This window comes from Janthinobacterium sp. PLB04 (genome assembly GCF_021165895.1).
Taxonomy (GTDB): Bacteria; Pseudomonadota; Gammaproteobacteria; order Burkholderiales; family Burkholderiaceae_D; genus Janthinobacterium; species Janthinobacterium lividum.
Window position 1 is genome coordinate 4,275,327 of the sequence record NZ_CP088968.1, and the last position, 24,113, is coordinate 4,299,439.

Here is a 24,113-nt window from a genome sequence, read left to right on the forward strand (position 1 = left end):
TTACACGGACGCGGGATCAAGTTTTTCCACGTCGATGCCGTATTTGGCGATGGCTACGCCAATCTTGTTGCGCGGCAGCTGGCCCCCGTCAGCCAGCGCCGTCAGGGCGGCCAGCACGATGAAATGGCGGTCCACTTCAAAGAAGGTGCGCAAGGATTCGCGCGTATCGGAACGGCCGAAGCCATCCGTGCCCAGGGCAACGAAGCGCCGGTCGTGCACGAAGGGGCGCACCTGGTCCGCCACGATCTTCATGTAATCGGTGGCGATCACCAGCGGGCCTTGCCGGCCGGCCAGGCATTGCGCGATATATGGAACGCGGGGTGCGCTGTCCGGGTGCAGCATGTTCCAGCGCTGCACGGCCAGGCCGTCGCGCCGCACTTGCGTCAGGCTGGTGGCGCTCCACACGTCGGCCGCCACGCCAAAATCCTGCTGCAGCAACACACTGGCGGCCAGCACCTCGCGCAGGATGGAACCGCTGCCCATCAGCTGCACGCGCGGCGTGGTTGCCGTGGGTGCTGCCGGGCTTTCCTGCAGCAGATACAGCCCCTGCAGGATGCCCGCCTCGGCTCCTTCCGGCATGGCCGGGTGCGGATAGTTTTCGTTGAGCAAGGTGATGTAATAGAAAATATCTTCTTGCTCAGCAAACATGCGGCGCATGCCGTCGTGGATGATCACGGCCAGCTCGTAGGCATAGGTGGGATCGTAGGAGATGCAGTTGGGAATCACGGACGACAGCACGTGGCTGTGTCCATCGTCGTGCTGGAGTCCCTCCCCCATCAGTGTCGTGCGTCCCGACGTGGCGCCCAGCAAGAAGCCGCGCGTGCGGGCATCGGCCGCCGCCCAGGCCAGGTCGCCCACGCGCTGCAAGCCGAACATCGAATAGAAGATGTAGAACGGGATGGTGGCCAGGCCATGGTTGCTGTAGGACGTGCCGGCGGCGATCCAGGAGGAAATGGCACCCGATTCGTTGATACCTTCCTGCAATATCTGCCCATCCTTGGCTTCCTTGTAATAGCTGAGCTGGCCCGCATCCTGCGGCGTGTACAGCTGGCCCAGGTAGGAATGGATGCCGATCTGGCGGAACAGGCCTTCCATGCCGAAGGTGCGCGATTCGTCGGGCACGATGGGCACGATGATCTTGCCCAGGGCAGGGTCTTTCAGCAGGGTGCCGAGGATGCGCACGAAGGCCATGGTGGTGGACGCGCCCCGCTCGCCGCTATCCTTGAGCTGGGTGGCGAACGCGGACAGCGGCGGGATGGGCAGGGGCGCCACCTTGCTGATGCGGGCCGGGATGTAGCCGCCCAGCTGTGCCCGGCGCGCGGCAAAGTAGCGCGCTTCCTCGCTGTCCGGCGCCGGTTTCAGATAGGGCATGTCTTCCAGCTGCGCATCGCTGACGGGCAAGGCGAAGCGGTCGCGGAACGCGCGCACGGCGTCGGCGCTCATCTTTTTCAGCTGATGGTTGATATTCTGTCCTTCGCCCGCCTCGCCCATGCCGAAGCCCTTGACGGTCTTGGCCAGGATCACGGTGGGCCGGCCAGTCGTGCGCATGGCTTCCGCGTAGGCCGCGTGGACTTTTTCGGGATCGTGTCCGCCGCGCGTCAGCTGCCAGATTTCGTCATCCGTCATGTGCGCCACCAGCGCCAGCAGTTCCGGATACTTGCCAAAGAAATGCTCGCGCACATACGCGCCGTTCTGCGATTTGAAGGTCTGGTAATCGCCGTCCACGCATTCCATCATGCGCTGACGTAACAAGCCGCTCGTGTCGCTCTGCAATAAAGCATCCCAGCCGCTGCCCCAGATGACCTTGATGACATGCCAGCCCGCCGCGCGGAAGGTGCCTTCCAGTTCCTGGATGACCTTGCTGTTGCCGCGCACGGGGCCATCCAGGCGCTGCAAGTTGCAGTTGACAACAAAGATCAGGTTATCCAGGCGCTCGCGGCCACCCAGGGAAATGGCCGCCAGGGACTCTGGCTGGTCCATCTCGCCATCGCCGAGGAAAGCCCACACCTTGCGCCCCTGGTGCTCCTTCAAGCCGCGGTACTCGAGGTACCGCATGAAACGGGCCTGGTAGGCGGCCGTCAGCGGCCCCAGTCCCATCGATACCGTGGGGAATTGCCAGAAATCCGGCATCAAACGGGGATGCGGATACGACGACAAGCCCTCGCGGCCCGCTTCGCGGCGGTAATTGTCCAGCTGCGCTTCCGTGATGCGGCCTTCCAGATAGGCGCGGCCATAGATGCCGGGCGCGGAATGGCCCTGGATGTAGACCAGATCACCGGCAAACTGGTCCGTATGGCCGCGGAAGAAATGGCTGAAGCCGACGTCGTACAGCACGGCCGCCGACTGGTAGGTGGCGATGTGGCCGCCCACGTTCGAGTGCCTGGCAGCGCGCAGCACCATCACCATGGCGTTCCAGCGGATGTAGGCATTCAGGCGGCGCTCGATGGCCAGGTCGCCCGGATACGCGGGCTGGCGCGCCGTGGCGATGCTGTTGGTGTAGGCGGTGGTGACGCGGCCGGGCATGCCGCCGTGCTGCGCGGCGTCATGATCGACGAGCTGGTCGAGCAGGTAGTGGGCGCGCGGACGCCCTTCCACGGCGACGACGGCTTGCATCGCCTCCAGCCATTCTTTGGTTTCCTGCGGATCGATATCGGGTACAGCGAGGGATGGGGTCATGGCAGTCTCCTGGGGGTGGGCATTCATCGTCATTATCGATTGCCATTGCAATCATTGCATTTGCAATCGTTATGCGGGCCATTGTATCGCGCTATAATTGCATTTGCAACTGTGATCGATCTGGAGGAATACCGATGTCTGCAACTGAGCCTGCAAGCAAGTCCGCAACCGCGCCCGACCTGTGGTTTTCATTCGTGCGCACGCACCGTTTGATGATCCGCGAGATCGAACGCCGTCTGGCGGCGGCCAAGCTGCCCGTGTATGCGTGGTATGACGTGCTGTGGGGACTCGAAAGCGGTCCGGACGGGTCGCGCCGCATGCACGAACTGGCCGACGCGCTGGCCATCGAGCGCTACAACCTCACGCGCCTGGTGGACAAGCTGGAAACGGACGGGCTGGTGACGCGCACGCGCTCGATGGAAGACGGGCGCGCCGCCTTTGTCTCCATCACGGAAGACGGCAAAATCCTGCGCAAGCAAATGTGGGCCGTGTACCAGGCCACGGTGGCCGACCTGTTCCTGGCGCAATTTGACAGCGGCGAGCAGCAGGACTTCAGCGCCGCCCTCGCGCGCGCCGCCGAGGCGGCCCGCGGCGCAGGCCAGAGCAAGGTTCAGAGCAAGGCGTAGCGCCGCAGCGCGTAATCGACGAACTGCACCGGCAGCGCGCCATCGTCGGCCAGGGCTTTCAGCGCGGTGACGGCTAGCCATGGCGCACTCGTTTCCATCCGGGTATCGGCACCGACGGCGATAAAACGCCCGCGCACGCAGCCGCCAATCTGGCCCGCGATATGCTGCCCATAGCCGGTGACGGCGATGACGGGCGCGGCACTGTCATCGAGGCAACGCCGCACATGGGCCAACCTTGGCGTGGCGCGCGGGTGGAGCAGGTTCCACTGTTCCGCCGCCTGCGCATCGCGCGCCAGGCGCGTATAGCTGGGACAACTCCACACTTGCGTGGCAATATCCCAGTCCTCCTTCAGCAGGCGGGCGGCATCGGCAACGACGGCCAGCATCTTCCCTGCCCCGCACAGGCGCACCCGGCCTGGTGCAGGGCCCGGCGGCGACACGCGGTACATGCCCAGGCTGGCCGCTGCCGCATCGGCGGCCGACAATGGCGCCGCCACCGCATCCTCATCTTCATCATGTGTGGCCAGGTAGTAATAGCCAGGCTGCTGTTCCAGGTACAGCGTTGCCAGTGCCGAGCGCAGGATGGCGCGCACTTCCTCGCCCGTCGCCGGGTCGAACGGCATGCAATTGTGCTGCGCGGCCAGCCAGGCGGGCAGCGCGGGGGGCACGCCTTTCGGCCAGTGCGAGGCTTGCGTTTCCGCATCATTACAGACGATGCCACGCTCACCCGACTCGGCCAGCACCGCGCGCAAGGCCGGCAGCGAAGCGGGGCTGCACAGGTAGAGCAGCGGCTTTTCCGCCTGCGTCGCGCCATGCCGGTAGCGCACAGTCCAAGCACCCGCGGACGCTCCCACTTCCCAGGCGTCGCCGTCCGAGAACGGCGGCGCGTGCGTGCCCACCTTGCGCATCCGCGCCACCACGGCGCCGCCCTGCTTCAGGCTGCCCGCCATGGCGCCCAGCGCGCGGCGCGGCGAAGCATGTACCAGTGGCAAGCCCGACGCTGGCGCCAGCGCGGTCATGCAGGCATGGGCGGCACCGCCCGTTTCGCCGCCTGGCAGTGGAGAATGGGGAAATAAATGGGGTGACTGCATGGCGGCTCCTGTTTCCGTATCGCTTGCGCAAGGCAGACATTGCCTATACGATTGCAAATGCAATTATTGTAGTTGCAATCCTTTGCGCGAGCAAGGGACACGAGAGCCAACCGGAGTTCCTGCCTTCAAGGTGAAAAATGACGCTGAACAATTCTGAAACCGTGCGCATGGCCTACGCCGTGAAACTGACGAATGCGCAAGTCGAAGCGGCCAAGCGCCTGTATGCCGCGCATTTCGGCGCCACGGACAACCCGCAGGCGATGGCCGCCATCATCGCGGCGCTGGCGCGCAACTACAGTTCCGCCGTGGCGGCGAATGTGCTGTAGCCCATCACGCATGATGCATGACGCGGGCAAAAAAAAGCCCGCTATGGAAGCGGGCTGAATCTAATTCCTGTGAGGAAGTAGAGGAGACAGATGCATGATGCCGCATCGCAGCATAGCTATCCAATTGCATGTTGTGATGATAGAAATATGTTTTATCAATATCACGTCCGGGCCGTTCCAAAAATGACGAGCTTTCGATGCGACCGTTGTTCGCGCGTCACCAGCACGCGGGCTTGCTCGACGCTTACGCAAGCGTGCGGCGCAAACCCCGCTGGCACTATCTCCGCATCGCGCTCGATGCGTTGCGGGTCATTGATCACGTCATAGTCTGCGCGCTTGAAAAGCAACTGCTCGATTCCGGCGTCCCCTTCTGGCATCGGTTTGAGAACGATGAGCGACCAAAGGCCCTCATCGCCCAGGAATTGCTTGTGCTTCAGAAATGCGTTAACGCGATCCGCATGAGGCGCCGAGTCGCTGATCCCGCTCTCATAAACACCCATCGGGCACAGCATCGTGCCGGCTGGCCAGCCCATATCAGGCAACGCTGCGACCGTGACCGGTCGCAATTGGGCCAGGTGGCGCTCAAGCGGGTGCTTTTCGTCCGAACAGGCACCGAGCGCTATCAGCGCCAGCATGCCGGCGGCGCGAAACAAAGGCATCATCAACTTGTCTCCTTGGGTATGGTCAGGCAACGGTATCTTAAGCGATGAAGCGGTGGAGGCCTGCATGATAATGCGCAAGGGCAAAAAAAAGCCCGCTATGGAAGCGGGCTGAATCTAATTCCTGTGAGGAAGTAGAGGAGACAGATGCATGATGCCGCATCGCAGCATCATTATCCAATTGCATGTTGTGATGACAGAAATACGATTGTTCTATATCTCAGCCATAGCGGCCTCCCCTGCCCCTGCGATCCTTATGCCACGTTGTCGCCGCGCAAGGTTTTCGCCGCCGCCACCATATTGGCCAGCGCGGGAATGACTTCTTTCCAGCCGCGCGTCTTCAGGCCGCAATCGGGGTTGACCCACAGGCGCTGGGCGGGAATGCGCTCGGCCGCCTTGCGCATCAGTTTGACCATCTGTTCCTGGCCAGGAATATTCGGCGAGTGGATGTCGTAGACGCCAGGGCCGATTGCGTTCGGATAGTTAAAGTCATCGAAGGCATCCAGCAATTCCATGTCGGAGCGCGACGTTTCAATGGTGATGACGTCCGCATCCATGTCGGCGATCTGCGCGATGATGTCGTTGAATTCCGAATAGCACATGTGCGTGTGGATCTGCGTCTCGTCGGCCACGCCATTGGCCGTGATACGGAACGATTCCACGGCCCAGCGCAGGTACTCGGCCCACTGGGCTTTACGCAGTGGCAAACCTTCGCGCAAGGCCGCTTCGTCGATCTGGATCACGCGGATGCCGGCCTGTTCCAGGTCCTGCACCTCGGCGCGCATCGCCAGCGCCAGCTGGTGGCACGACACGGAACGGGGCTGGTCGTCGCGCACGAAAGACCAGTTCAGGATGGTGACGGGGCCCGTCAGCATGCCCTTCATCGGCTTGTCCGTGAGCGACTGGGCGTAGGTGCTCCACTCGACCGTCATGGCGCGCGGGCGGCTGATGTCGCCGAACAGGATGGGCGGCTTGACGCAGCGCGAACCGTACGATTGCACCCAGCCGAACTGGCTGAAGGTGTAGCCGTCGAGCTGTTCGCCGAAATACTCCACCATGTCGTTGCGTTCCGCTTCGCCGTGCACGAAGACGTCCAGGCCCAGGGTTTCCTGTTCCTTGACGCAATGCGCGATTTCCGCCTGCATCAGTTTCTTGTAGCTGGCCGCATCCAGCTGGCCGCTGCGAAACTGGCTGCGGGCCTGGCGGATTTGCGCCGTCTGCGGAAATGAGCCGATGGTCGTCGTCGGGTACAGCGGCAGTTGCAGCAGCGCGGCTTGCTTGGCGGCCCGCTCGGCATAGCTGCCGGCGCGCTGGCCCAGGCTTGCGTCGATGCGGGCCACGGCCGCCTTCACTGCGGGATTGTGCACGCGCGGCGACTGGCGGCGCGCTTGCACGGCGGCGAAATTCGCGTCCAGCGCCGCTTGCACGGAGGCGCGTCCATTATTCAACGCGCCGGCCAGGGTGCGCACTTCATCGAGCTTTTGACGGGCAAAGGCCAGCCACGACCGGATATCCGTATCCAGCTTTTGCTCGCTGTCCAGGTCGACGGGCACGTGCAGCAGGGAGCACGACGGCGCGATCCACAGGCGCGACTGCAGGCTGGCGTGCACGGGTTCCAGCCACGCCAGCACTTGCGTCAAATCCGTCTTCCAGATATTGCGGCCATTCACCACGCCCAGCGACAAGACGCTGGAACTTGGCAATTGCGCGATCACTTGCGCCACTTCCTCGCGGGCGTTGACGGCATCCAGGTGCAAGCCTTGCACGGGCAGCTTGCACGCCAGTGCCAGGTTATCTTGCAGCTTGCCGAAATACGTGGCCAGCAGCAGTTTGACGTTGTTGACCTTGCTCAAGGCATCGTAGGCGGCGACCAGCGCCTGCTGCCAGGCGCTGTCCAGTTCCGTGACGAGTACCGGTTCATCGATCTGCACCCACTCCACGCCCTGCGCGGCCAGTTCCTGCAACAGTTGCACATAGACGGGCAGCAAGCCTTGCAGCAGCGCCAGCTTGTCGGAATCGTCCTTGGCCTTGCCCAGCCACAAATAGGTGACAGGGCCGATCAGCACGGGCTTGGCCTTTACATTCAGCTGGCGCGCCTGCGCCAGTTGCTGCAACAGGCGGCTGCTGTCGAGCTTGAACTGCGTGTCGGCCGCAAATTCCGGCACGATGTAGTGATAATTGGTGTCGAACCATTTCGTCATTTCGCCGGCGTGGATACAGCTGCAATCGCTGTCGCTGGCCGAGCGGCCACGGGCCACGCGGAAATAGTTGTCGAGCGCTGCGCCAGTCAGGTGGCGCACGCGCTGCGGCAAATTACCCAGGGTAAAGCTCAGGTCCAGCACCTGGTCATAGAAGGAAAAGTCGCCCACGGGCGCCAGGTCCAGCCCGTCCTGGTCTTGCCAGTGGCGCTGGCGCAGTTCGGCGCCCCGGCCTTCCAGCGCGGCCAGCGTGCTGTTGCCTTTCCAGTAGTCTTCCAGTGCGAATTTCAGTTCGCGTTTGGCGCCGATGCGCGGGTAGCCCAGATTATGTGTCGTGACGGTCATGGCGGTAGTGCCTCCTGGTAAAGTATGGAGACATCATAGAGGCTTTCATCCATGAAAAATAATGGTAAAACTTCATGCATCCATTATTAATATTCATGTGAGCCCAGGCTCGAAGGCGGCGGGGCGCAGGCAAAAAAAAGCCCGCTGCGGGAGCGGGCTGAATCTAATTCCTGTGAGGAAGTAGAGGAGACAAGTGCATGATGCCGCATCGCAGCATAGCTATCCAATTGCATGTTGTGATGATGGAAATATGATTCATCAATATCTGCCGTCAACCGTGCCCGTCAGGCGCTGGCCCGCGCGATCAGCTGGTAGGCCAGCGGCGCCAAGGCTGGCGGCGCGGCGCCCTCGTCCACTTCGCCCAGGCGCTGCAGGATCGCCTGTGCAGCCAGGCGGCCGATGTCATAGCGCGGTACGCGGATCGTCGTCAGCGCGGGCATGAGTTTTTCCGAGAACGGGAAGTCGCCAAAGCCCGCCACCGCGCATTGCTCGGGAATGCGGATGCCCAGGCGCGCCGCTTCGTAGATGGCACCTGCCGCCATGTTGTCGTTGGCAAAAAACAGGGCGTCGGGACGCTCGGCGCGCGCCATTTGCTCGCTGAACACTTGCCCGCCCGCGTCGAGCGGCGCCGTCACCAAAGCTTGCACGATTTCAGGACGCAAACCCAGCTGCCGCATGGTTTCCTCATACCCCTGGGCCCGCTTGCGCGCGCGGAAATCGCTGCCGATGCCGCTGTCCACATACACGATGCGCCGGTAGCCTTGCGCGTGCAGGTACAAGGTCATGTCGCGCCCCGTGGCGATATGCGAAAAGCCGATTTGCGGATACGGCCGCTCGGGGCGAATATCCCACGTTTCGATGACGGGAATCTGCAAGCCCGCCAGCAAGGTTTCCGTGGCGGCGCTGTGGTCGGCGCCCGTCAGCACCAGCGCGCGCGGCGACCAGCCGAGAAAGGCGCGCACCACCTTTTCTTCCGTCTCGATCGAGTAATCGTGGGTGGCCAGCAGCAACTGGTAATTATGCTGCGACAAGGTAGTCGACAAGCCCTGGATGGTTTCCGCAAAGATGGAATTCGACACGCTGGGCACGATGGCGCCCACGATGCGGCCCTGGGTCGACGCGAGGCCGCCGGCCGCCTCGTTGCGGATATAGCCGAGCTGGTCGATGGCGCTCTTGATGCGCTCGCGCGTTTCCTGTGACACGCGGTCCGGCTCCTTGAAATAGCGCGACACGGAAATGGCCGAGGTCTGTGCCAATTTGGCCACATCGAACACGGTGCTGCGGCCGAGGCCGCGCCGCTTGCGTACTGGGTCGTTCATGGGTACTGCCTTCTCAAAAATCGGTGATCACCATGCATCATGCCATGGCCGGCTGCACAGGGGATGCCAGAGTGGCGCCGGTGCGCCACGGCGTGCCGCGATACTGGCAGGCCGGGCCGCAGAAATTCCACCCTGGAAATTGGCGCCAATGAAATCATGCCGATAGTGTAATGGCTGCGCGCATTCCCCCTGCATTAAATCTGTTGACAGCCCCCGGCGATTCAAATTATATTTCGCTGTACTTGCAATGTTAGCGCTAACAAAGACTGACAGCAAGACCCGAGACAGCCGCACTGGAACGCCATACGCAGCGCGCCAGGCAACCAAAAAGGACACACATTGAGCTCCGCTACCTCCCGCCGCACGCTGGAATCCCTGCGCAGCCAGCGCTGGCTGGCCCCAGACGACATGCGCTCGTTCGCCCACCGCCAGCGCTTGCAGCAGATGGGCTTGCGCCGCGAGGAATTCCTCGACCGCCCCGTCATCGCCATCATCAATACCTGGAGCGACCTGTCGCCGTGCCACTCGCACCTGCGTGAGCGGGCCGAAGCCGTCAAACGGGGCATCCTGCTGGCCGGCGGTTTCCCCGTCGAGCTGCCGGCCCTGTCGCTGGGCGAAGTGATGGTCAAGCCCACCACCATGATCTACCGCAACTTCCTCGCCATGGAAACGGAGGAGCTGCTGCGCTCGCTGCCCATCGACGGCGCCGTGCTGCTCGGCGGCTGCGACAAGACGACGCCAGGCATGCTGATGGGCGCCATCAGCATGGACATCCCCGCCATCTTCTGTCCTGCCGGCCCCATGCTCAACGACCGCTACCGCGGCCAGAGCGTGGGCGCGGGCACGCATACCAAGAAATTCTGGGACGACTACGTGGCCGGCGACATCGCCAAGCCCGAGTGGATCAAGCTGGAAGCGAAGATGACGCGCTCGCCCGGCACCTGCAACACCATGGGCACGGCGTCCACCATGACGTCCATCGTCGAAGCGATGGGCTTTACCTTGCCGGGCGCCACCAGCATCCCCGCCATGGATGCCAACCACGTGCGCATGGCCTCGCAATGCGGCGAGCGCATCGTCGGCATGGTGTGGGAAGACTTGAAGCCGTCGCGCTTCTTCACCCGCGCCGCGCTGTCGAACGGCGTGGCGGCCTACATGGCGCTCGGCGGCTCGACCAACGCGGCCATCCACCTGGTGGCCATCGCCGGGCGCGCCGGCCTGGCCCTGTCGCTCGATGAAATGGATGCGATGGCGCAAAAAGTACCGGTCATCGCCAACCTGTTCCCGTCCGGCGACAAGCTGATGGAAGATTTCTTCTATGCGGGCGGCATGCCGGCCCTGCTCAAGGAAATCATGCCGCAGCTGGACTTGACGGCCTTGACGGTGACGGGCCGTACCTTGGGCGAGAATATCGCCGACGCCGTCTGCCTGGACGACAGCGTTATCCGCAAGGTGTCGCAGCCGGTGGCCGACGGCGCGGCGCTGGCCGTGCTGCGCGGCAACCTGTGTCCTGGCGGCGCCGTCATCAAACCATCGGCCGCCAATCCGAAGTTCACCAAACACCGCGGACGCGCCCTCGTGTTCGACTCGAACGCGGAAATGCTGGCGCAAATCCATGCGCCCGACCTCGATATCGATGAAAACACGGTCTTAATCCTGCGCAATGGCGGACCCATCGGCGCGCCAGGCATGCCGGAATGGGGCAATCTGCCGGTGCCGAAAAAGCTGCTGCAGCAGGGCATCCGCGACATGGTGCGCATCTCCGACGCGCGCATGAGCGGCACCCACTACGGCACCTGCGTACTGCACGTGACGCCCGAAGCGGCCGTCGGCGGTCCGCTGGCGTTGGTACGCAACGGCGACATGATAGTGCTCGACATCGCCGCGCGCACCCTGAACATGGAGGTAACGGACGAGGAACTGGCGCGCCGCCGCACCGAGTGGCAGGCGCCGGCGCAAAAATATGCGCGCGGCTACACCAAGCTGTACATGGAGCACGTGACGCAGGCGGACCAGGGCTGCGACCTGGACTTCTTGCTGGGCAACGCCGCCACGCCGGAGCCGCCGATTTTCTGACGCCGCCGCCTTCCCTACCTATATTAGAGAGCACAACTATGGATATCCTGGACAACCGTTTCCGCGCCTTGCTGGCGGACAAAGCAGTACCGCTGGGCAGCTGGCTGATGGCCGGCACGCCCGTGACGGCCGAAGCCATGGGCTGCGCCGGCTTCGACTGGCTGGTGCTGGACATGGAACACGTGCCCATCGACTACCAGGACGCCTACCAGATCCTGCAGGCAGTCGGCGGCACGCCGGCCTGCCCTGTCGTGCGCCTGGCCTGGAACGACCTGGTGCAAATCAAGCGCGCGCTCGACATCGGCGCGCAAACCCTGATGTTCCCGTTCGTGGAAAATGCCGGCGAGGCGCGCAGCGCCGTGGCCGCCACCCGCTATCCGCAGCCGGGCCAGGCCATTCCCGGCACGCGCGGTTTTGCCGCCATGCACCGCGCCAGCCGCTATGGCACCGTGCCCGACTACGCCACGCGCGCCAACGGCGCCGTCTTCTCGATTATCCAGCTGGAAACCCCGGCCGCCCTGGCGCAGCTGGAAGAAATCGCCGCCGTCGATGGCGTCGACGCCCTGTTCGTGGGACCGGGCGACCTGTCGGCCGCCATGGGCCACATCGGCAATATTGGCCACCCGGACGTGCAGGCGGCCATTGCCGACGCGGCCCGCCGCGCGCGCGCCATCGGCAAACCGATCGGCATTGTCGGCCCCTCGCCGGAAATGGTGCACACTTTCATCAGTTACGGCTATGACTACGTGGCCATCGCTTCGGACATGGGCATGATGATGCGCCAGGCCAATGCCTTTATCACGGCCCTGAAACCGTCGCTGGCGAAAGCCCTCGACACGGGAGCCTACTAATTATTCTGTTGCGACACACTGTTGCAACGCACGTAGCGCGCTCAGACGCGTCATTCGCATCTTTTGGAGACAAGCATGTCAGGTGTAAAACTGGAAAAGGTCGTCAAGAAGTACGACAACGGCGTCGAAGTCATTCATGGCATCGACCTGGAAATCAAGCAAGGCGAGTTCGTCGTCTTCGTGGGCCCTTCGGGTTGCGGAAAATCAACACTGATGCGCATGGTGGCGGGCCTGGAATCGATCACGGGCGGCACCATCTCCATCGAGGGACAGGTCGTCAACGACTTGCCGCCGCGCGAGCGCGACATCGCCATGGTGTTCCAGGACTATGCGCTGTATCCGCACAAGTCCGTGTTCGACAACCTGGGCTTTGGCTTGAAGCTGCGCAAGTTCCCCAAGGCGGAAATCGAACAGCGCGTGCGCGCCGCCGCCACCATCCTGAAAATCGACCACTTGCTCGACCGCAAGCCGCGCGCCCTGTCCGGCGGCCAGCGCCAGCGCGTGGCCATGGGCCGCGCCATCGTGCGCCAGGCCAAGCTGTTCCTGTTCGATGAGCCGCTGTCGAACCTGGACGCCCTGCTGCGCTCGGAAATGCGTACAGAAATCAAGAAACTGCACCAGCGCATCGGCGCCACCACCATTTACGTCACGCATGACCAAGTCGAGGCGATGACCCTGGCCGAGCGCATCGTCGTACTGTCTGGCGGCAACATCATGCAGGTCGGCACGCCGGACCAGATCTACAACGAGCCCGTATCGAAATTCGTCGCCGGTTTCACGGGCTCGCCGCCGATGAACTTTCTCGGCGCCAAGGTGGCGCGCAACGGCGCCGGCCAGGCCGAGATCGTCCTGGGCGCGTCCCGCCTGGCCCTGCCGCTCGAGCGCCAGGCCGCATGCGGCAAGCTCGACGGCCGCGCAGTGGAATTCGGCATCCGCCCGGAAGACATCACGCTGGAAGCGGCCAGTCCCGCCAGCGCCGCCCTGGCCGCGACGGTTGTGGTGGTCGAGCCGCTGGGCGCGGAAACCCTGGTCATCTTCCAGTGCGAAGGGGGCGAATTGACGGCGCGCCTGCCGCCCACGTTTGCCCTGGCGCCGGGACAGCAAGTCTCGGTACAGCTGGACATGGAGAAATTCCATCTGTTCGATCCGCAAGGGGGCGCGGTACTGCCCTCCCGATAAGCCGCGAACGACCGGCATACCCATTCCAAAAACAGGAGACAACATCATGCGTATCAAATCCCTCGTCCTGGCGCTCGGCGCCACCTTCGTCCTCGCTACCGGCGCGCACGCGCAAACCGTCAAGGTGTTCGTCGGCGGCCAGGAGCGCCCCGAAGTCATGCGCGAACTGTTCGCCAAGTTCATGGCCGCCAATCCCGGCGTCAAGATCGACCTGGAAACGGGCGGCGCCACGTCCGAACTGCAGCAGAAATACCTGAACACGGTGCTGTCGGCCGGTGACACCACCCTGGACGTGTTCCTGATCGACATCATCCGCCCGGCCCAGTACGCGTCGGCCGGCTGGATCGAAAGCCTGGACAAATACCTGGGCGCCGACCGCGACAAGATCATGGGCCAGTACTTGCCCGCCTACAAGCAAGCCAATATGGTCGACAACAAGGTCGTGGCCCTGCCCGCCTTTGCCGACGCCATGTTCCTCTACTACCGCAAGGACTTGCTGGCCAAGTACAAGCTGGCGGCGCCAAAAACCTGGGATGAGCTGGCCAGCGTGGCGCGCACCATCCAGGCCGGCGAAAAGAATCCGGAACTGCAAGGCATCAGCTTCCAGGGCAAGGCCATCGAAGGCGCCGTCTGCACCTTCCTGTTGCCGTACTGGAGCCAGGGCGGCGAACTGGTCACCAATGGCAAGCTGACCCTGGACAAGCCCAAGGCGGAAGCGGGCCTGGCCATGTGGCGCAAGCTGGTCGACCAGGGCGTGGCGAAAAAGAATATCGCCGAAGTGGCCACCGACGATACGCGCAAGGAATTCCAGGCCGGCAACGTGTTGTTTGCCGTCAACTGGGGCTATGCCTGGAATCATTTCCAGGATGGCGCCGACAGCAGCGTGAAAGATAAAGTCGGCGTCGTCAGCCTGCCGGCCATGGCGGGCGGCAAACCTGCCTCGTGCATCGGCGGCTGGCAGTGGGCCGTGTCTTCGTTCTCGAAAAATAAGGAAGCATCGGCCAAGCTGGTGCGTTGGCTGTCGAGCCCGGAAGTGTCGAAGCAGCTGGCCATCAAGGCATCCAACCTGCCCGTCTACCCGTCCGTCTACCAGGACAAGGAAGTACTGGCCGTCAATGGCTGGTTCGCCGATGCCTTGCCGGTGGTGCAAAGCGCCCGTTCGCGCCCCGTCACGCCGCGCTACAGCGAAGTGTCCGAAGCCGTGCGCGTCAACACGAATGCCGTGATGGCGGGCGTGAAAACGCCGGCGGCGGGCGTGGCCGAGATCGAAAACCGGGTCAAGCGCATCCTGCGCTAAGGAGACCGAACCCGTGCCGCCACGACGGCGGCGCGGGCGGCACACGCATACGCACACCGCAACAGACGAGGAAATCATGAGGCAACGCACCCTGAAAAGCCGCATCACGGACCCCAGCGAAACAACGCTGGCCTGGGTCCTGCTGACGCCGGCGATTCTCTTTTTACTGCTGATCGTGGCCTACCCGGTCAGCAAACTGATCTACAACAGCTTTTTCGACATCCGCCTGTCCGGCGGCAGCCTGCCCAGTTTCGTGGGCCTGGACAACTACAAGATGGCGCTGGAAGACAGCCTGTTCTGGAAGTCCTTGAAAAACACCGTCATCATCACCGTCGTCACCGTGCCGGGCGCGCTGGTGGCGGGCCTGGGCCTGGCCATGCTGGCCAACATGCCGTTCAAATACCGCTGGCCCGTGCGCCTGGCGCTGCTGCTGCCGTGGGCCTTGCCGCTGGCCTTCGTCGGCCTGATCTTCGCCTGGTTCTTCCACAGCGAATACGGCCTGGTGAACGACATCATCCGCCGCATCGACCTCTTGATCCCCGGCCTGGGCTGGGAACCGCAGATCTGGTTCAACTCGCCCGCGCTGACCATGGCTGCCATCTGCATCACGACCATCTGGAAAACCTCGTCGTTCATGGCGCTCATTTTGCTGGCCGGCCTGCAGACCATCCCCGCCTCGCTGTATGAAGCGGCCGAAGTGGACGGCGCCAGCAAATGGAAGCAATTCACGGAAGTGACCCTGCCGCTGCTGGTGCCATCGATGCTGGTGGCGCTGATCTTCCGCACCCTGACGGCCATCCAGTCCTTCGATATTCCGTACAACATGCCCGGCCCTGGCGACGAAACCAAGACCCTGGCCATGTATATCCAGTCCAATACCGTCGACTACCTCGACGTGGGCTACGGCTCGACCCTGGCGGTCTTCATGTTCCTGCTGTCGATGGCCACCACGTTTGTGTATCTGAAATATGTAAGAGGAGACAAAGAATGAGCGGCCTGTTTTCATCGAAGCGCCTGCGCTGGTTCGCCGCAGCGATCGTCATCCTCAACGGCGTCTTCCCCGCCCTGTGGATCCTGTTTACCTCACTGAAAACCGAGAGCGAACTGACGCAAAAGCCGATCACCTACTGGCCGCACGAACCGACCATCGGCAATTTCATCTCCGCCTTCCAGGACCAGCCGCTGCTGACGTTCCTGACCAACAGCCTGATCGTGGCCGGCCTGTCGACCCTGCTCAGCCTGTTCATCAGCGCGCTGGCCGCGTATGCGATTGCCCGCTTGCGCCTGCGCTTCCGCGGCCTGATCCTCACTGCCATCATCGGCGTGTCGATGTTCCCGCTGGTGACGCTGATGGTGCCATTGTTCGAAATCATGCGCAGCCTGGGCTTGCTCAATTCCTACTGGGCGCTGGTGCTGCCGTACACGGTGCTGAACCTGCCCATCTGCACCCTGATGATGGTGAGCTTTTTCCAGGATATCCCGCGCGACATCGAGAACGCGGCCATGCTCGACGGCTGCACCCGGTTGAGCGCCCTGTGGCGCATCGTGCTGCCGCTGGCCGCCCCTGGCGTGGCGACGGCCGCCATCCTCGCGTTTGTGAATTCCTGGGACGAGTTCCTGCTGGCGCTGTCGATGAATTCGGCCGTGGCTTACCGCACCCTGCCCGTCGGCATCCAGCTGTACCAGGGCGAGTTCGCCTTCCCGTGGCCGATCATTTCGGCGGCACTGGTGGTGGCCATCGTGCCCATCGTCGTGCTGATCGTGATCTTCCAGGAAAAGGTCGTCAGCGGCCTGACCTCGGGCGGCTTGAAGGGCTGAAAATGGACCACCAGTCTCCCTTCACCCTGGCGCACGGCGACTGCCGCGCCGACGTCCACCCGGCCACGGGTGGCGCGCTGGCGGCTTTCCGCTGGCGCGGGCGCGACATCCTGCGCGCCGCGCCAGCCGCTGCCGACGTGCGGCAGATGGCCTGCTACCCTTTGGTGCCGTATTCGAACCGCATCGGCAACGCCGTGCTGCAAGCGCAGGAACAGGCGCATGCGCTGCGCGCCAACTTCCCGCCCGAGCCGCACAGCATCCACGGCTTCGGCTGGCAGCGCGCCTGGCACGTTGCGGCGCGTGCGGACGACAGCGCCGAACTGCTGCTGGTGCACGGCGGCGACGCCGACTGGCCGTTCGCCTGCGAAGCGCGGCAAACCGTGCTGCTCGACGCTGCCGGCCTGCGCCTGACCTTATCCGTGCGCAATGACGATACGCGCGCCATGCCCGCCGGCCTGGGGTTTCACCCCTACTTTCCGCTGGCGCCCGGCCTGCGCCTGCAGGCGCAATGGGATGGCGTGTGGAGCATGGGCGATGACCACTTGCCGGCCGGCCTGGCGCCCGTGGCGCAAGCGTCGCCATTCGCCACGCCACAGCCCGTGGCCGGCTGGCGCAGCGACCATTGCTACAGCGGCTGGACGGGCCGCGCCAGCCTCGATTACGGCGACTACAGTGTGCAGCTGTCGGCCAGCGAGAATTGCCGCCATCTCGTGTGCTTCGCGCCCAACGACGAGCGCAGCTTCATCGCCATCGAACCCGTCACGCACGCGAATAACGCGTTTGCGCTGGCCGCGCGCGGCGCGCGTGACACGGGCATGCGCTTGCTGGCGCCCGGCGAGAGTCTGCACATCGCCATGCGCCTGGCCATCGAGGAGAGCCAGCATGCGTGAATGGCAAGCTGAACTCGTGCTCGATGCGCGCGCCCAGCTGGGTGAATGCCCGCTGTGGAGCGTGGCCGAGCAGTGTTTGTACTGGATCGATATCGCCGGGCGCCGCCTGCACCGCTACGATCCGGCCACAAGCCTCGACCGCGTCTGGTGGGTGCCGTGCGAGCCGGGCTGCATCGCGCTGGCTGAAAAGGGCGGCCTGGTGGCGGCCCTGCGCGACGGTTTCTACCGCTTCTATCCGCAGGAAGGCTTGCTCGACAAGCTGGCCGACGCCCCCTACGACAGCCGCGACATGCGTTTCAACGACGGCCGCTGCGACAGCGCCGGGCGTTTCTGGGCCGGCGCCATGTACGAGCCGCGCACGGCGGAACTGGCTGCCATGTTTTGCCTGGAACGGGGCGCCACGCGCCTGGGCTGGGGGCCGCAACAGGATCTTGGCGTGAAAGTCAGCAATGGCCTCGCCTTCGCGGCCGATGGCCAGTCGCTGTTCCAGTCCGACACGCCGAACCACGTGATCTACCGTTTCGCCTTTGACGCGGCCAGCGGCCAGGTGGACGAACGCAAGGTGTTTGCCCGCCTGCCCGTCAAGGGAGAGGACGCCGTGTACGGTGGCCGCCCCGATGGCGCGGCGCTCGATGCGGAAGGCTGCTACTGGAGCGCGCAATACGAAGGCGGCCGGGTGCTGCGCTTTTCGCCGCAGGGAGAGATCATCGGCATCGTGCGCGTGCCCGTCACGCGCCCCACCATGATCGCCTTTGGCGGCGCCGACCTGCGCACTCTGTACATCACCAGCGCGCGCGAAGGCGCAAGCGACGACGAACTGGCGCGCCAGCCACAGGCCGGCGGCCTCTTTGCCGTGCGCCTGGACGTGGCCGGCCGCCCCGAACCCCTATACCGGGATTGATATCCGGATCTTCACCCTGAGGACAGCATGAACGCCAACATCACTCTCTACCCCAGCCTGCAGGACCGCGTGGTCTTCGTTTCCGGCGGCGGCTCCGGCATCGGCGCCGCGCTGGTCGAACACTTCGCCCTGCAAGGCGCGCAAGTGGCTTTTTGCGACATCGACCGCGACGCCAGCGACGCCCTGGCCGCGCGCCTGGCGCCCTTGTGCCGGCACGCGCCCTATTTTATCTACAGCGACATCCGCGACATCGCCGCCTACCAGGCCAGCCTGGCCGACGTCGAGGCGCGCTTCGGCGCCATCCGCGTGCTGCTCAACAACGCGGGCCGCGACGACCGTCATTCGCTGGCGGAACTGACGCCCGAATACTGGGACAACTGCCTGGCGCTGAACTTGAAACACCACGTGTTCGCCATCCAGCAGGTGGCGCCCGGCATGGCGGCCGCCGGCGGCGGTTCCATCATCAACCTGGGCTCGATTTCGTGGATGCGCGGGCGCCCCAACCTGGTCGGCTACACCACGTCCAAGGCGGGCATCGCGGGCCTGTCGCGCACCCTGGCGCGCGAGCTGGGCGAGCAGAATATCCGCGTCAACGCCATCGCGCCGGGCGCCATCGCCACGGACCGCCAGGCCGCGCTGTGGCGCGACCCGGAAGAAGACCGCCGCTTCATCGAACTGCAATGCCTGAAATACCGGCTCGACGCGGGCCACGTGGCGCGCACGGCCCTGTTCCTGGCGGCCGACGATTCGGACGGCATCACGGGCCAGAACATCATCGTCGATGCCGGCCTCGCGCAAGTATCTGTAGCTGGCTAAGCCCCCATTCAAGGAGAACCCTCATGTTGAACCTGCAAGACGCAAGCCTGTTGAAACAGCAATGCCTGATCGACGGCGCCTGGTGCGACGCCGACGACGGCGCCACCATCGATGTCACCAACCCGGCTACCGGCGCCGTGATCGCCACCGTGCCGCGCATGGGCGCCGCCGAGACGCGGCGCGCCATCGCCGCCTCGCATGCGGCCTTCCGGCTGTGGCGCAAGCAGACCGTCAAGGCGCGCGCCACGGTGCTGCGCGCCTGGCATGCGCTAATCCTGCAGCACGCGGACGACCTGGCGCTGATACTCACCAGCGAGCAAGGCAAGTCGCTGGCGGAAGCCAAGGGCGAGATCGTCTCGAACGCGGCCTACCTGGAATGGTTTGCCGAGGAAGGCAAGCGCGCGTATGGCGACGTGATCGCGCCGCCGTCGAACGACAAGCGCATCGTCGTCATCAAGCAGCCGATCGGCGTGTGCGCGGCCATCACGCCGTGGAATTTCCCGAACGGCATGATCACGCGCAAGGCCGGCCCCGCCCTGGCGGCCGGCTGCAGCATGGTCCTGAAACCGGCGTCGCAAACGCCGCTGTCGGCCCTGGCCCTGGCCGAACTGGCGCTGCGCGCCGGCGTGCCGCCCGGCGTGTTCAATGTGGTGACGGGCGCGGCGCAAGCGATCGGCACGGAACTGTGCCATAACGACCTGGTGCGCAAGATCACGTTTACGGGATCGACGGAAGTGGGCGCCTGGCTGTCACGCGAGGCGGCCGGCACGATCAAGAAGCTGTCGCTGGAACTGGGCGGCAATGCGCCCTTCATCGTTTTCGAGGATGCCGATATCGACGCGGCCGTCGAAGGCGTGCTGATGTCGAAATACCGCAACAGCGGCCAGACCTGCGTCTGCGCCAACCGCATCTACGTGCAGGACAGCATCTACGACGACTTCGCCGCCCGCCTGGTGGCCAAGGTGGCCGAGCTGAAACTGGGGGCCGGCACCGAAGCAGGCGTCACGCAAGGCCCGCTGATCGATGAAAACGCCGTGCGCAAGATCGAACAGCATATCGCCGACGCGCTGGCCAAGGGCGGCAAGTTGGCCATCGGCGGCAAGCGCCACGCGCTGGGCGGCAGCTTCTTCGAGCCCAGCGTGGTGCTGGAAGCGAACAGCGACATGCTGGTGGCCACCGAGGAAACCTTCGCCCCGCTGGCGCCCCTGTTCCGCTTCGGCAGCGAAGAGGAAGTCGTCGCCATGGCCAACGCCACGCAGTTCGGCCTGGCCGGCTATTTCTACAGCCGCGACCTGGGCAGAGTCTGGCGCGTGGCGGAAGAACTGGAAGTGGGCATGGTCGGCATCAACACGGGCATGATCGCCAATGAAATGGCGCCGTTCGGCGGCGTCAAGCATTCGGGCATGGGCCGCGAAGGCTCGCATTACGGCATGGACGACTTCCTCGATATCAAATATTTGTGCATGGGAGGGATTTGATTATTTCAAGGTAGGCAAGGCAGGGATCAGCAACCATACTCATAAAAAACACAGGAGACAAGATCATGCAAACGACTTTACGCAAAACCACATTGGCTGCGGCCATCACCGGCGTGCTTCTCTCGGCACCATTTGTTAGCGCTAACGCGCGCGCCGACGAACTGAGCGACATGAAAGCCATGCTGGCCCAGTTGCAGGACCGGGTGGCGCAGATGGAAGCGAAAGCGGCCCAGCCAGCGCCAGCAGCAGCGATGGCTGCCGCACCGGCAGCGGCGCCCGTGAAACCGGTCACCGGCTTCAACTGGAAACTGTACGGCCGTGGCGACATCGGCTATACGGTTTCGCGCGGCAAGGATGCCAGCGGGCGCCAGCTGACCAACCACCGCCTGAACCAGGGCGAGATGGCCAGCCGCCTGGGCCTCACGGGCGCCTGGGTCTTCAGCGATGAATACAAGGCCATCTTCGGCGTCGAGACGGGCTTGAACCTGTTCAACGGCAATGCGGGCGGCGGCACGCAAAACAACACCACCTCGTCCGTGCTGTTCAACCGCGGTTCCACTGTCGGCTTTGCCTCGACCACCTGGGGTTCGATCGAAGGCGGCACCATGTACATGGCGCCGTTCTGGGTCTCGCTGGGCGCCGACCTGGCCTCGGCGCACAATTACGGCGCCAACGACTTCAGCGCCCTGTTCTCGCTCACGCGTCCCGAATCCCTGGGCCGCTACCTGAAGGATCCCGTCACGGGCAACGCCAGCAAGACGACGAGTTTGGCCGGCAACAACTCGGGCACGGCCTTGTTCTACGGCAATGCGCTGCGCTACCGCAGCCCCACCTGGAACAACATCTCGGCGGAAGTGTCGTATTCGGCCGGCCAGCAGGCGTCTTCCGCCACCGACCTGGAAAACGATGGCCGCAGCTGGGCCGCCAACGTGCTGTACAAGAAGGGCGACCTGTTCCTCGGCTATGCGCATATGGATTACCAGCAGAGCAACGACATCAGCACGGGGGGCACGCCGAACTTCCTCAAGCGCAACCAGGTCACGGACATCGTCGGCGCGCGCTACAAGTGGCACGATTTTACCTTGGGTGGCTCCTACACCTCCTACCGCGTGTCGAACGCGGGCGGCTATGCGGCCGACGCCTTCGGCGTCTCGGGCGCGTATGACCTCGGCAAGCACCGCATCGAGGGCAGCCTGGCGCACATCAGCTATGACGGCGCCAACGCCAAAGGCGCGTTCGGCACGAACACGGGCGATGGCGTGGGCAAGCCCACGTCGACAGCCTACTCGCTGGGCTACCTGTACAACTTCCAGCCGACCCTGTCGTTCTACGCGTATGCCACGCGCATCGCCAACAACAGCCATGCCAAGCTGGGCGTATTGCAGTTCCGGGGGGACAATAACTACTTCGGCTACAGCCCCGTCGAGCTGACCGCCGGCATGTTCCTCGTCTTTTAATTTAGTGCTTATTTGTTGATGCACCGCCGGCCCGCCCCACGCCACCATGCGGGCGGCCGGTTTTCACAGGAGTTGATCGTCATGCAGTACACACTACACCAGGAAAATGACAGCGTCGCCCTGCGCTGCGCCGGCCGCTTGCTGCTGCGCCACGGCGCCGATACCCCATGCGTGTTCGTCGGCCAGGGCCGCGAAAGCATGGAAATGTACCGCGGTAACTTCGCCATCGAAGATTACGTCGAGGAGCGCAGCGCCCTGCGCGCGCTGGCCGTCACGCAGGACGGCGACGGCGCCACCCTGAGCTTTGCGCGCCATGCGGGCGATTCTCCGCAACTGGTGCTGGCCATCCAATCACAGCCGCATGGCGTGCACCTGGTGGTGCGCTACGCGGCGCCGGGCTGGAACCGCCTGTGGCTGCGCCTGCCCGCGGAACAGGACGAGCATGTCTGGGGCTGCGGCGAGCAGATGTCGTACTTCGACCTGCGCGGCCGCCATTTCCCCCTGTGGACGTCGGAGCCGGGCGTGGGCCGCGACAAGTCGACGCACCTGACGTGGCAGGCGGACGTCACATCCAAGTCGGGCGGCGACTACTATCACACGAATTATCCGCAGCCGAGCTTCATCTCCTCGCAGCGCTACTGCCTGCATGCGGAGACGACGGCGTATGCGGACTTCGATTTCCGCCAGCCGGATTTCCACGAGCTGCAATTCTGGGCCATGCCCGAGCGCCTGGAATTCATGCTGGCCGAGACCTTCGTCGACCTGGTCGGCGTGGTGTCGCAGCGCTTCGGCCGCCAGCCACAGCTGCCCGCCTGGCTGCAAAATGGCGCCATGCTGGGCCTGAAAGGCGGCGAAGATCACGCGCGCGCCATCCTCGCGCAGGCGCAGGAGCACGGCTTGCCCGTCAGCGCCCTGTGGTGCGAAGACTGGGTGGGCTTGCGCCAGACCTCGTTCGGCAAGCGCCTGTTCTGGGACTGGCGCTGGCAGCCGCAGCGCTATCCGGACCTGAAAAACTGGATCGCCGACCTGGCCAGGCAGGACATCCGCTTCCTCGGCTACGTCAATCCGTATTTGTGCAACGACGGCACCCTGTACCAGGAAGCGCTGCGGCAGGGCTTTCTGGCCACGGCCATCGATGGCGGCGCCTACCTGGTGGACTTCGGCGAATTCGATTGCGGCGTCGTCGACTTCACCAACCCGGCCGCCGCGCTGTGGTTCGAGGAACGCATCCTGCGCCAGGAAATGCTCGACTTCGGCCTGTCCGGCTGGATGGCAGATTTCGGCGAATACCTGCCGATCGACCTGCGCCTGCACAATGGCGTCGATGCGCGCCTGATGCACAACGCCTGGCCGACCCTGTGGGCCGAAGTCAATGCGCGCGCCATCGAAGCAGCCGGCAAGACGGGCGACGCCACCTTCTTCATGCGCGCCGGCTACACGGGCGTGCAGGCGCACTGTCCGCTGCTGTGGGCGGGCGACCAGTCGGTCGACTTCAGCCGCCACGATGGCTTGCAGACGGTGATTTGCGGCGCGCTGTCGTCCGGCCTCCTGGGCAACGCCTACCACCACAGCGATATCGGCGGCTACACGAGCTTGTTCGGCAACCTGCGCACGGCCGAACTGTTCCAGCGCTGGACGGAGATGGCCGTATTCACGTCGATGATGCGCACGCACGAAGGCAACCGTCCCGACGAAAACTTCCAGTTCTACCAGGATGAACAGGTATTCCGCCACTTCGCCCGCATGACGCGGCTGCACGTGGCGCTGGCGCCGACCATCCGCGCCCTGGCCGAGGATGCCGTGGCGCGCGGCCTGCCGCTGCAACGCCCCCTGTTCCTGCACTATGAGCACGACCGCGCCACCTACGCCATCCAGGACCAGTATCTGTTCGGCCCCGACCTGCTGGTGGCGCCCGTGCATGCGGCGGGTGCTGCGCGCTGGAGCGCCTACCTGCCGCAGGGCGACGCCTGGATCCACCTGTGGAGCGGCGCCGCCTTCGAAGGCGGCCAGCGCGTGGAAGTCGATGCGCCGTTGGGCCAGCCGCCCGTGTTCGTGCGGCGCGGCTGCGCGCAGCAGGACTTTTTCCTGTCGCTGGCAAAATGAGCCTGGC

At 64.2% G+C, this 24,113-nt stretch carries 19 protein-coding genes; 14 read left to right on the forward strand and 5 right to left on the reverse strand.

Features of this window, described 5'->3' with window-relative positions:
• Positions 1-2,676 carry a pyruvate dehydrogenase (acetyl-transferring), homodimeric type gene (aceE, locus tag LSO07_RS18820; RefSeq protein WP_151096262.1) on the reverse strand — a complete coding sequence of 892 codons (2,676 nt, stop codon included), beginning with the start codon at positions 2,674-2,676 and terminating at the stop codon, positions 1-3.
• A gap of 134 nt (positions 2,677-2,810) precedes the next feature.
• Here aceE and LSO07_RS18825 point away from each other — a divergent pair, with 134 nt between their 5' ends.
• Positions 2,811-3,302: a MarR family winged helix-turn-helix transcriptional regulator gene (locus LSO07_RS18825; protein WP_034781061.1), complete on the forward strand. Its 492-nt coding sequence runs from the start codon at positions 2,811-2,813 to the stop codon at positions 3,300-3,302.
• On the opposite strand, the gene LSO07_RS18830 is transcribed toward LSO07_RS18825, so the two are convergent.
• Complete coding sequence (locus tag LSO07_RS18830; protein ID WP_151096263.1) at positions 3,287-4,393, reverse strand: transketolase-like TK C-terminal-containing protein; 1,107 nt, start codon at positions 4,391-4,393, stop codon at positions 3,287-3,289. The genes LSO07_RS18825 and LSO07_RS18830 overlap by 16 nt on opposite strands.
• A gap of 137 nt (positions 4,394-4,530) precedes the next feature.
• On the opposite strand from LSO07_RS18830, the gene LSO07_RS18835 reads away from it, so the two are divergent.
• Positions 4,531-4,719, forward strand: a complete 189-nt coding sequence (locus tag LSO07_RS18835; RefSeq protein WP_034781057.1) for a hypothetical protein — start codon at positions 4,531-4,533, stop codon at positions 4,717-4,719.
• A 161-nt stretch (positions 4,720-4,880) separates the two neighbouring features.
• On the opposite strand, the gene LSO07_RS18840 is transcribed toward LSO07_RS18835, so the two are convergent.
• The 3 genes from LSO07_RS18840 to LSO07_RS18850 all read right to left on the reverse strand — a co-directional run bounded on the left by LSO07_RS18840 (position 4,881) and on the right by LSO07_RS18850 (position 9,240).
• Entirely contained in the window at positions 4,881-5,447 is a 567-nt protein-coding gene (locus LSO07_RS18840; RefSeq protein ID WP_225317354.1) for a hypothetical protein, read from the reverse strand.
• Positions 5,448-5,632: 185 nt separating this feature from the next.
• Positions 5,633-7,921, reverse strand: a complete 2,289-nt coding sequence (gene metE / locus LSO07_RS18845) for a 5-methyltetrahydropteroyltriglutamate--homocysteine S-methyltransferase (protein WP_151096264.1) — start codon at positions 7,919-7,921, stop codon at positions 5,633-5,635.
• A gap of 284 nt (positions 7,922-8,205) precedes the next feature.
• On the reverse strand, positions 8,206-9,240 hold the full coding sequence (locus tag LSO07_RS18850; RefSeq protein WP_151096265.1) for a LacI family DNA-binding transcriptional regulator: 1,035 nt from the start codon (positions 9,238-9,240) through the stop codon (positions 8,206-8,208).
• Between the two features lie 408 nt (positions 9,241-9,648).
• Here LSO07_RS18850 and araD point away from each other — a divergent pair, with 408 nt between their 5' ends.
• From araD to LSO07_RS18910, 12 genes are all read left to right on the forward strand, one after another.
• Positions 9,649-11,316: an L-arabinonate dehydratase gene (gene araD, locus LSO07_RS18855; protein WP_231773020.1), complete on the forward strand. Its 1,668-nt coding sequence runs from the start codon at positions 9,649-9,651 to the stop codon at positions 11,314-11,316.
• 38 nt (positions 11,317-11,354) lie between these two features.
• Positions 11,355-12,167 (forward strand): HpcH/HpaI aldolase family protein, encoded by an 813-nt coding sequence (locus LSO07_RS18860; protein WP_034778555.1) that lies wholly within the window; start codon positions 11,355-11,357, stop codon positions 12,165-12,167.
• Positions 12,168-12,242: 75 nt separating this feature from the next.
• Positions 12,243-13,346 (forward strand): ABC transporter ATP-binding protein, encoded by a 1,104-nt coding sequence (locus LSO07_RS18865; RefSeq protein WP_151096267.1) that lies wholly within the window; start codon positions 12,243-12,245, stop codon positions 13,344-13,346.
• A gap of 46 nt (positions 13,347-13,392) precedes the next feature.
• Positions 13,393-14,643, forward strand: a complete 1,251-nt coding sequence (locus LSO07_RS18870) for an ABC transporter substrate-binding protein (protein WP_034778560.1) — start codon at positions 13,393-13,395, stop codon at positions 14,641-14,643.
• 76 nt (positions 14,644-14,719) lie between these two features.
• Entirely contained in the window at positions 14,720-15,634 is a 915-nt protein-coding gene (locus LSO07_RS18875) for a carbohydrate ABC transporter permease (protein ID WP_034755235.1), read from the forward strand.
• A complete protein-coding gene (locus LSO07_RS18880; RefSeq protein WP_034755232.1) occupies positions 15,631-16,461 on the forward strand; it encodes a carbohydrate ABC transporter permease in 831 nt (276 codons plus the stop codon). The genes LSO07_RS18875 and LSO07_RS18880 overlap by 4 nt, the downstream gene beginning before the upstream one ends.
• 2 nt (positions 16,462-16,463) lie before the next feature.
• Entirely contained in the window at positions 16,464-17,351 is an 888-nt protein-coding gene (locus LSO07_RS18885; RefSeq protein WP_083299904.1) for an aldose 1-epimerase, read from the forward strand.
• Positions 17,344-18,252, forward strand: a complete 909-nt coding sequence (locus LSO07_RS18890; protein WP_151096268.1) for an SMP-30/gluconolactonase/LRE family protein — start codon at positions 17,344-17,346, stop codon at positions 18,250-18,252. Before LSO07_RS18885 ends, LSO07_RS18890 begins: the two co-directional genes overlap by 8 nt.
• 27 nt (positions 18,253-18,279) lie before the next feature.
• Positions 18,280-19,068, forward strand: coding sequence for an SDR family NAD(P)-dependent oxidoreductase (locus tag LSO07_RS18895; protein ID WP_151096269.1), 789 nt, complete (start codon positions 18,280-18,282; stop codon positions 19,066-19,068).
• Positions 19,069-19,091: 23 nt separating this feature from the next.
• Entirely contained in the window at positions 19,092-20,546 is a 1,455-nt protein-coding gene (locus LSO07_RS18900; protein ID WP_151096270.1) for an NAD-dependent succinate-semialdehyde dehydrogenase, read from the forward strand.
• A gap of 65 nt (positions 20,547-20,611) precedes the next feature.
• A complete protein-coding gene (locus LSO07_RS18905) occupies positions 20,612-22,003 on the forward strand; it encodes a porin (RefSeq protein ID WP_099388109.1) in 1,392 nt (463 codons plus the stop codon).
• Between the two features lie 81 nt (positions 22,004-22,084).
• Complete coding sequence (locus tag LSO07_RS18910) at positions 22,085-24,106, forward strand: alpha-glucosidase (RefSeq protein ID WP_151096271.1); 2,022 nt, start codon at positions 22,085-22,087, stop codon at positions 24,104-24,106.
• Positions 24,107-24,113 lie beyond the last annotated feature (7 nt).

Bases quoted from the DNA above. Each gene is read 5' to 3' on its own strand.
- LSO07_RS18885 (WP_083299904.1), top strand. From the start codon at position 16,464: ATGGACCACCAGTCTCCCTTCACCCTGGCGCACGGCGACTGCCGCGCC.
- LSO07_RS18870 (WP_034778560.1), top strand. From the start codon at position 13,393: ATGCGTATCAAATCCCTCGTCCTGGCGCTCGGCGCCACCTTCGTCCTC.
- LSO07_RS18830 (WP_151096263.1), bottom strand. From the start codon at position 4,393: ATGCAGTCACCCCATTTATTTCCCCATTCTCCACTGCCAGGCGGCGAA.
- LSO07_RS18900 (WP_151096270.1), top strand. From the start codon at position 19,092: ATGTTGAACCTGCAAGACGCAAGCCTGTTGAAACAGCAATGCCTGATC.
- LSO07_RS18895 (WP_151096269.1), top strand. From the start codon at position 18,280: ATGAACGCCAACATCACTCTCTACCCCAGCCTGCAGGACCGCGTGGTC.
- LSO07_RS18910 (WP_151096271.1), top strand. From the start codon at position 22,085: ATGCAGTACACACTACACCAGGAAAATGACAGCGTCGCCCTGCGCTGC.
- LSO07_RS18840 (WP_225317354.1), bottom strand. From the start codon at position 5,447: ATGCAGGCCTCCACCGCTTCATCGCTTAAGATACCGTTGCCTGACCAT.
- LSO07_RS18865 (WP_151096267.1), top strand. From the start codon at position 12,243: ATGTCAGGTGTAAAACTGGAAAAGGTCGTCAAGAAGTACGACAACGGC.
- araD (WP_231773020.1), top strand. From the start codon at position 9,649: ATGCGCTCGTTCGCCCACCGCCAGCGCTTGCAGCAGATGGGCTTGCGC.
- LSO07_RS18860 (WP_034778555.1), top strand. From the start codon at position 11,355: ATGGATATCCTGGACAACCGTTTCCGCGCCTTGCTGGCGGACAAAGCA.
- LSO07_RS18850 (WP_151096265.1), bottom strand. From the start codon at position 9,240: ATGAACGACCCAGTACGCAAGCGGCGCGGCCTCGGCCGCAGCACCGTG.
- LSO07_RS18835 (WP_034781057.1), top strand. From the start codon at position 4,531: ATGACGCTGAACAATTCTGAAACCGTGCGCATGGCCTACGCCGTGAAA.
- LSO07_RS18875 (WP_034755235.1), top strand. From the start codon at position 14,720: ATGAGGCAACGCACCCTGAAAAGCCGCATCACGGACCCCAGCGAAACA.
- aceE (WP_151096262.1), bottom strand. From the start codon at position 2,676: ATGACCCCATCCCTCGCTGTACCCGATATCGATCCGCAGGAAACCAAA.
- metE (WP_151096264.1), bottom strand. From the start codon at position 7,921: ATGACCGTCACGACACATAATCTGGGCTACCCGCGCATCGGCGCCAAA.
- LSO07_RS18905 (WP_099388109.1), top strand. From the start codon at position 20,612: ATGCAAACGACTTTACGCAAAACCACATTGGCTGCGGCCATCACCGGC.
- LSO07_RS18890 (WP_151096268.1), top strand. From the start codon at position 17,344: ATGCGTGAATGGCAAGCTGAACTCGTGCTCGATGCGCGCGCCCAGCTG.
- LSO07_RS18825 (WP_034781061.1), top strand. From the start codon at position 2,811: ATGTCTGCAACTGAGCCTGCAAGCAAGTCCGCAACCGCGCCCGACCTG.
- LSO07_RS18880 (WP_034755232.1), top strand. From the start codon at position 15,631: ATGAGCGGCCTGTTTTCATCGAAGCGCCTGCGCTGGTTCGCCGCAGCG.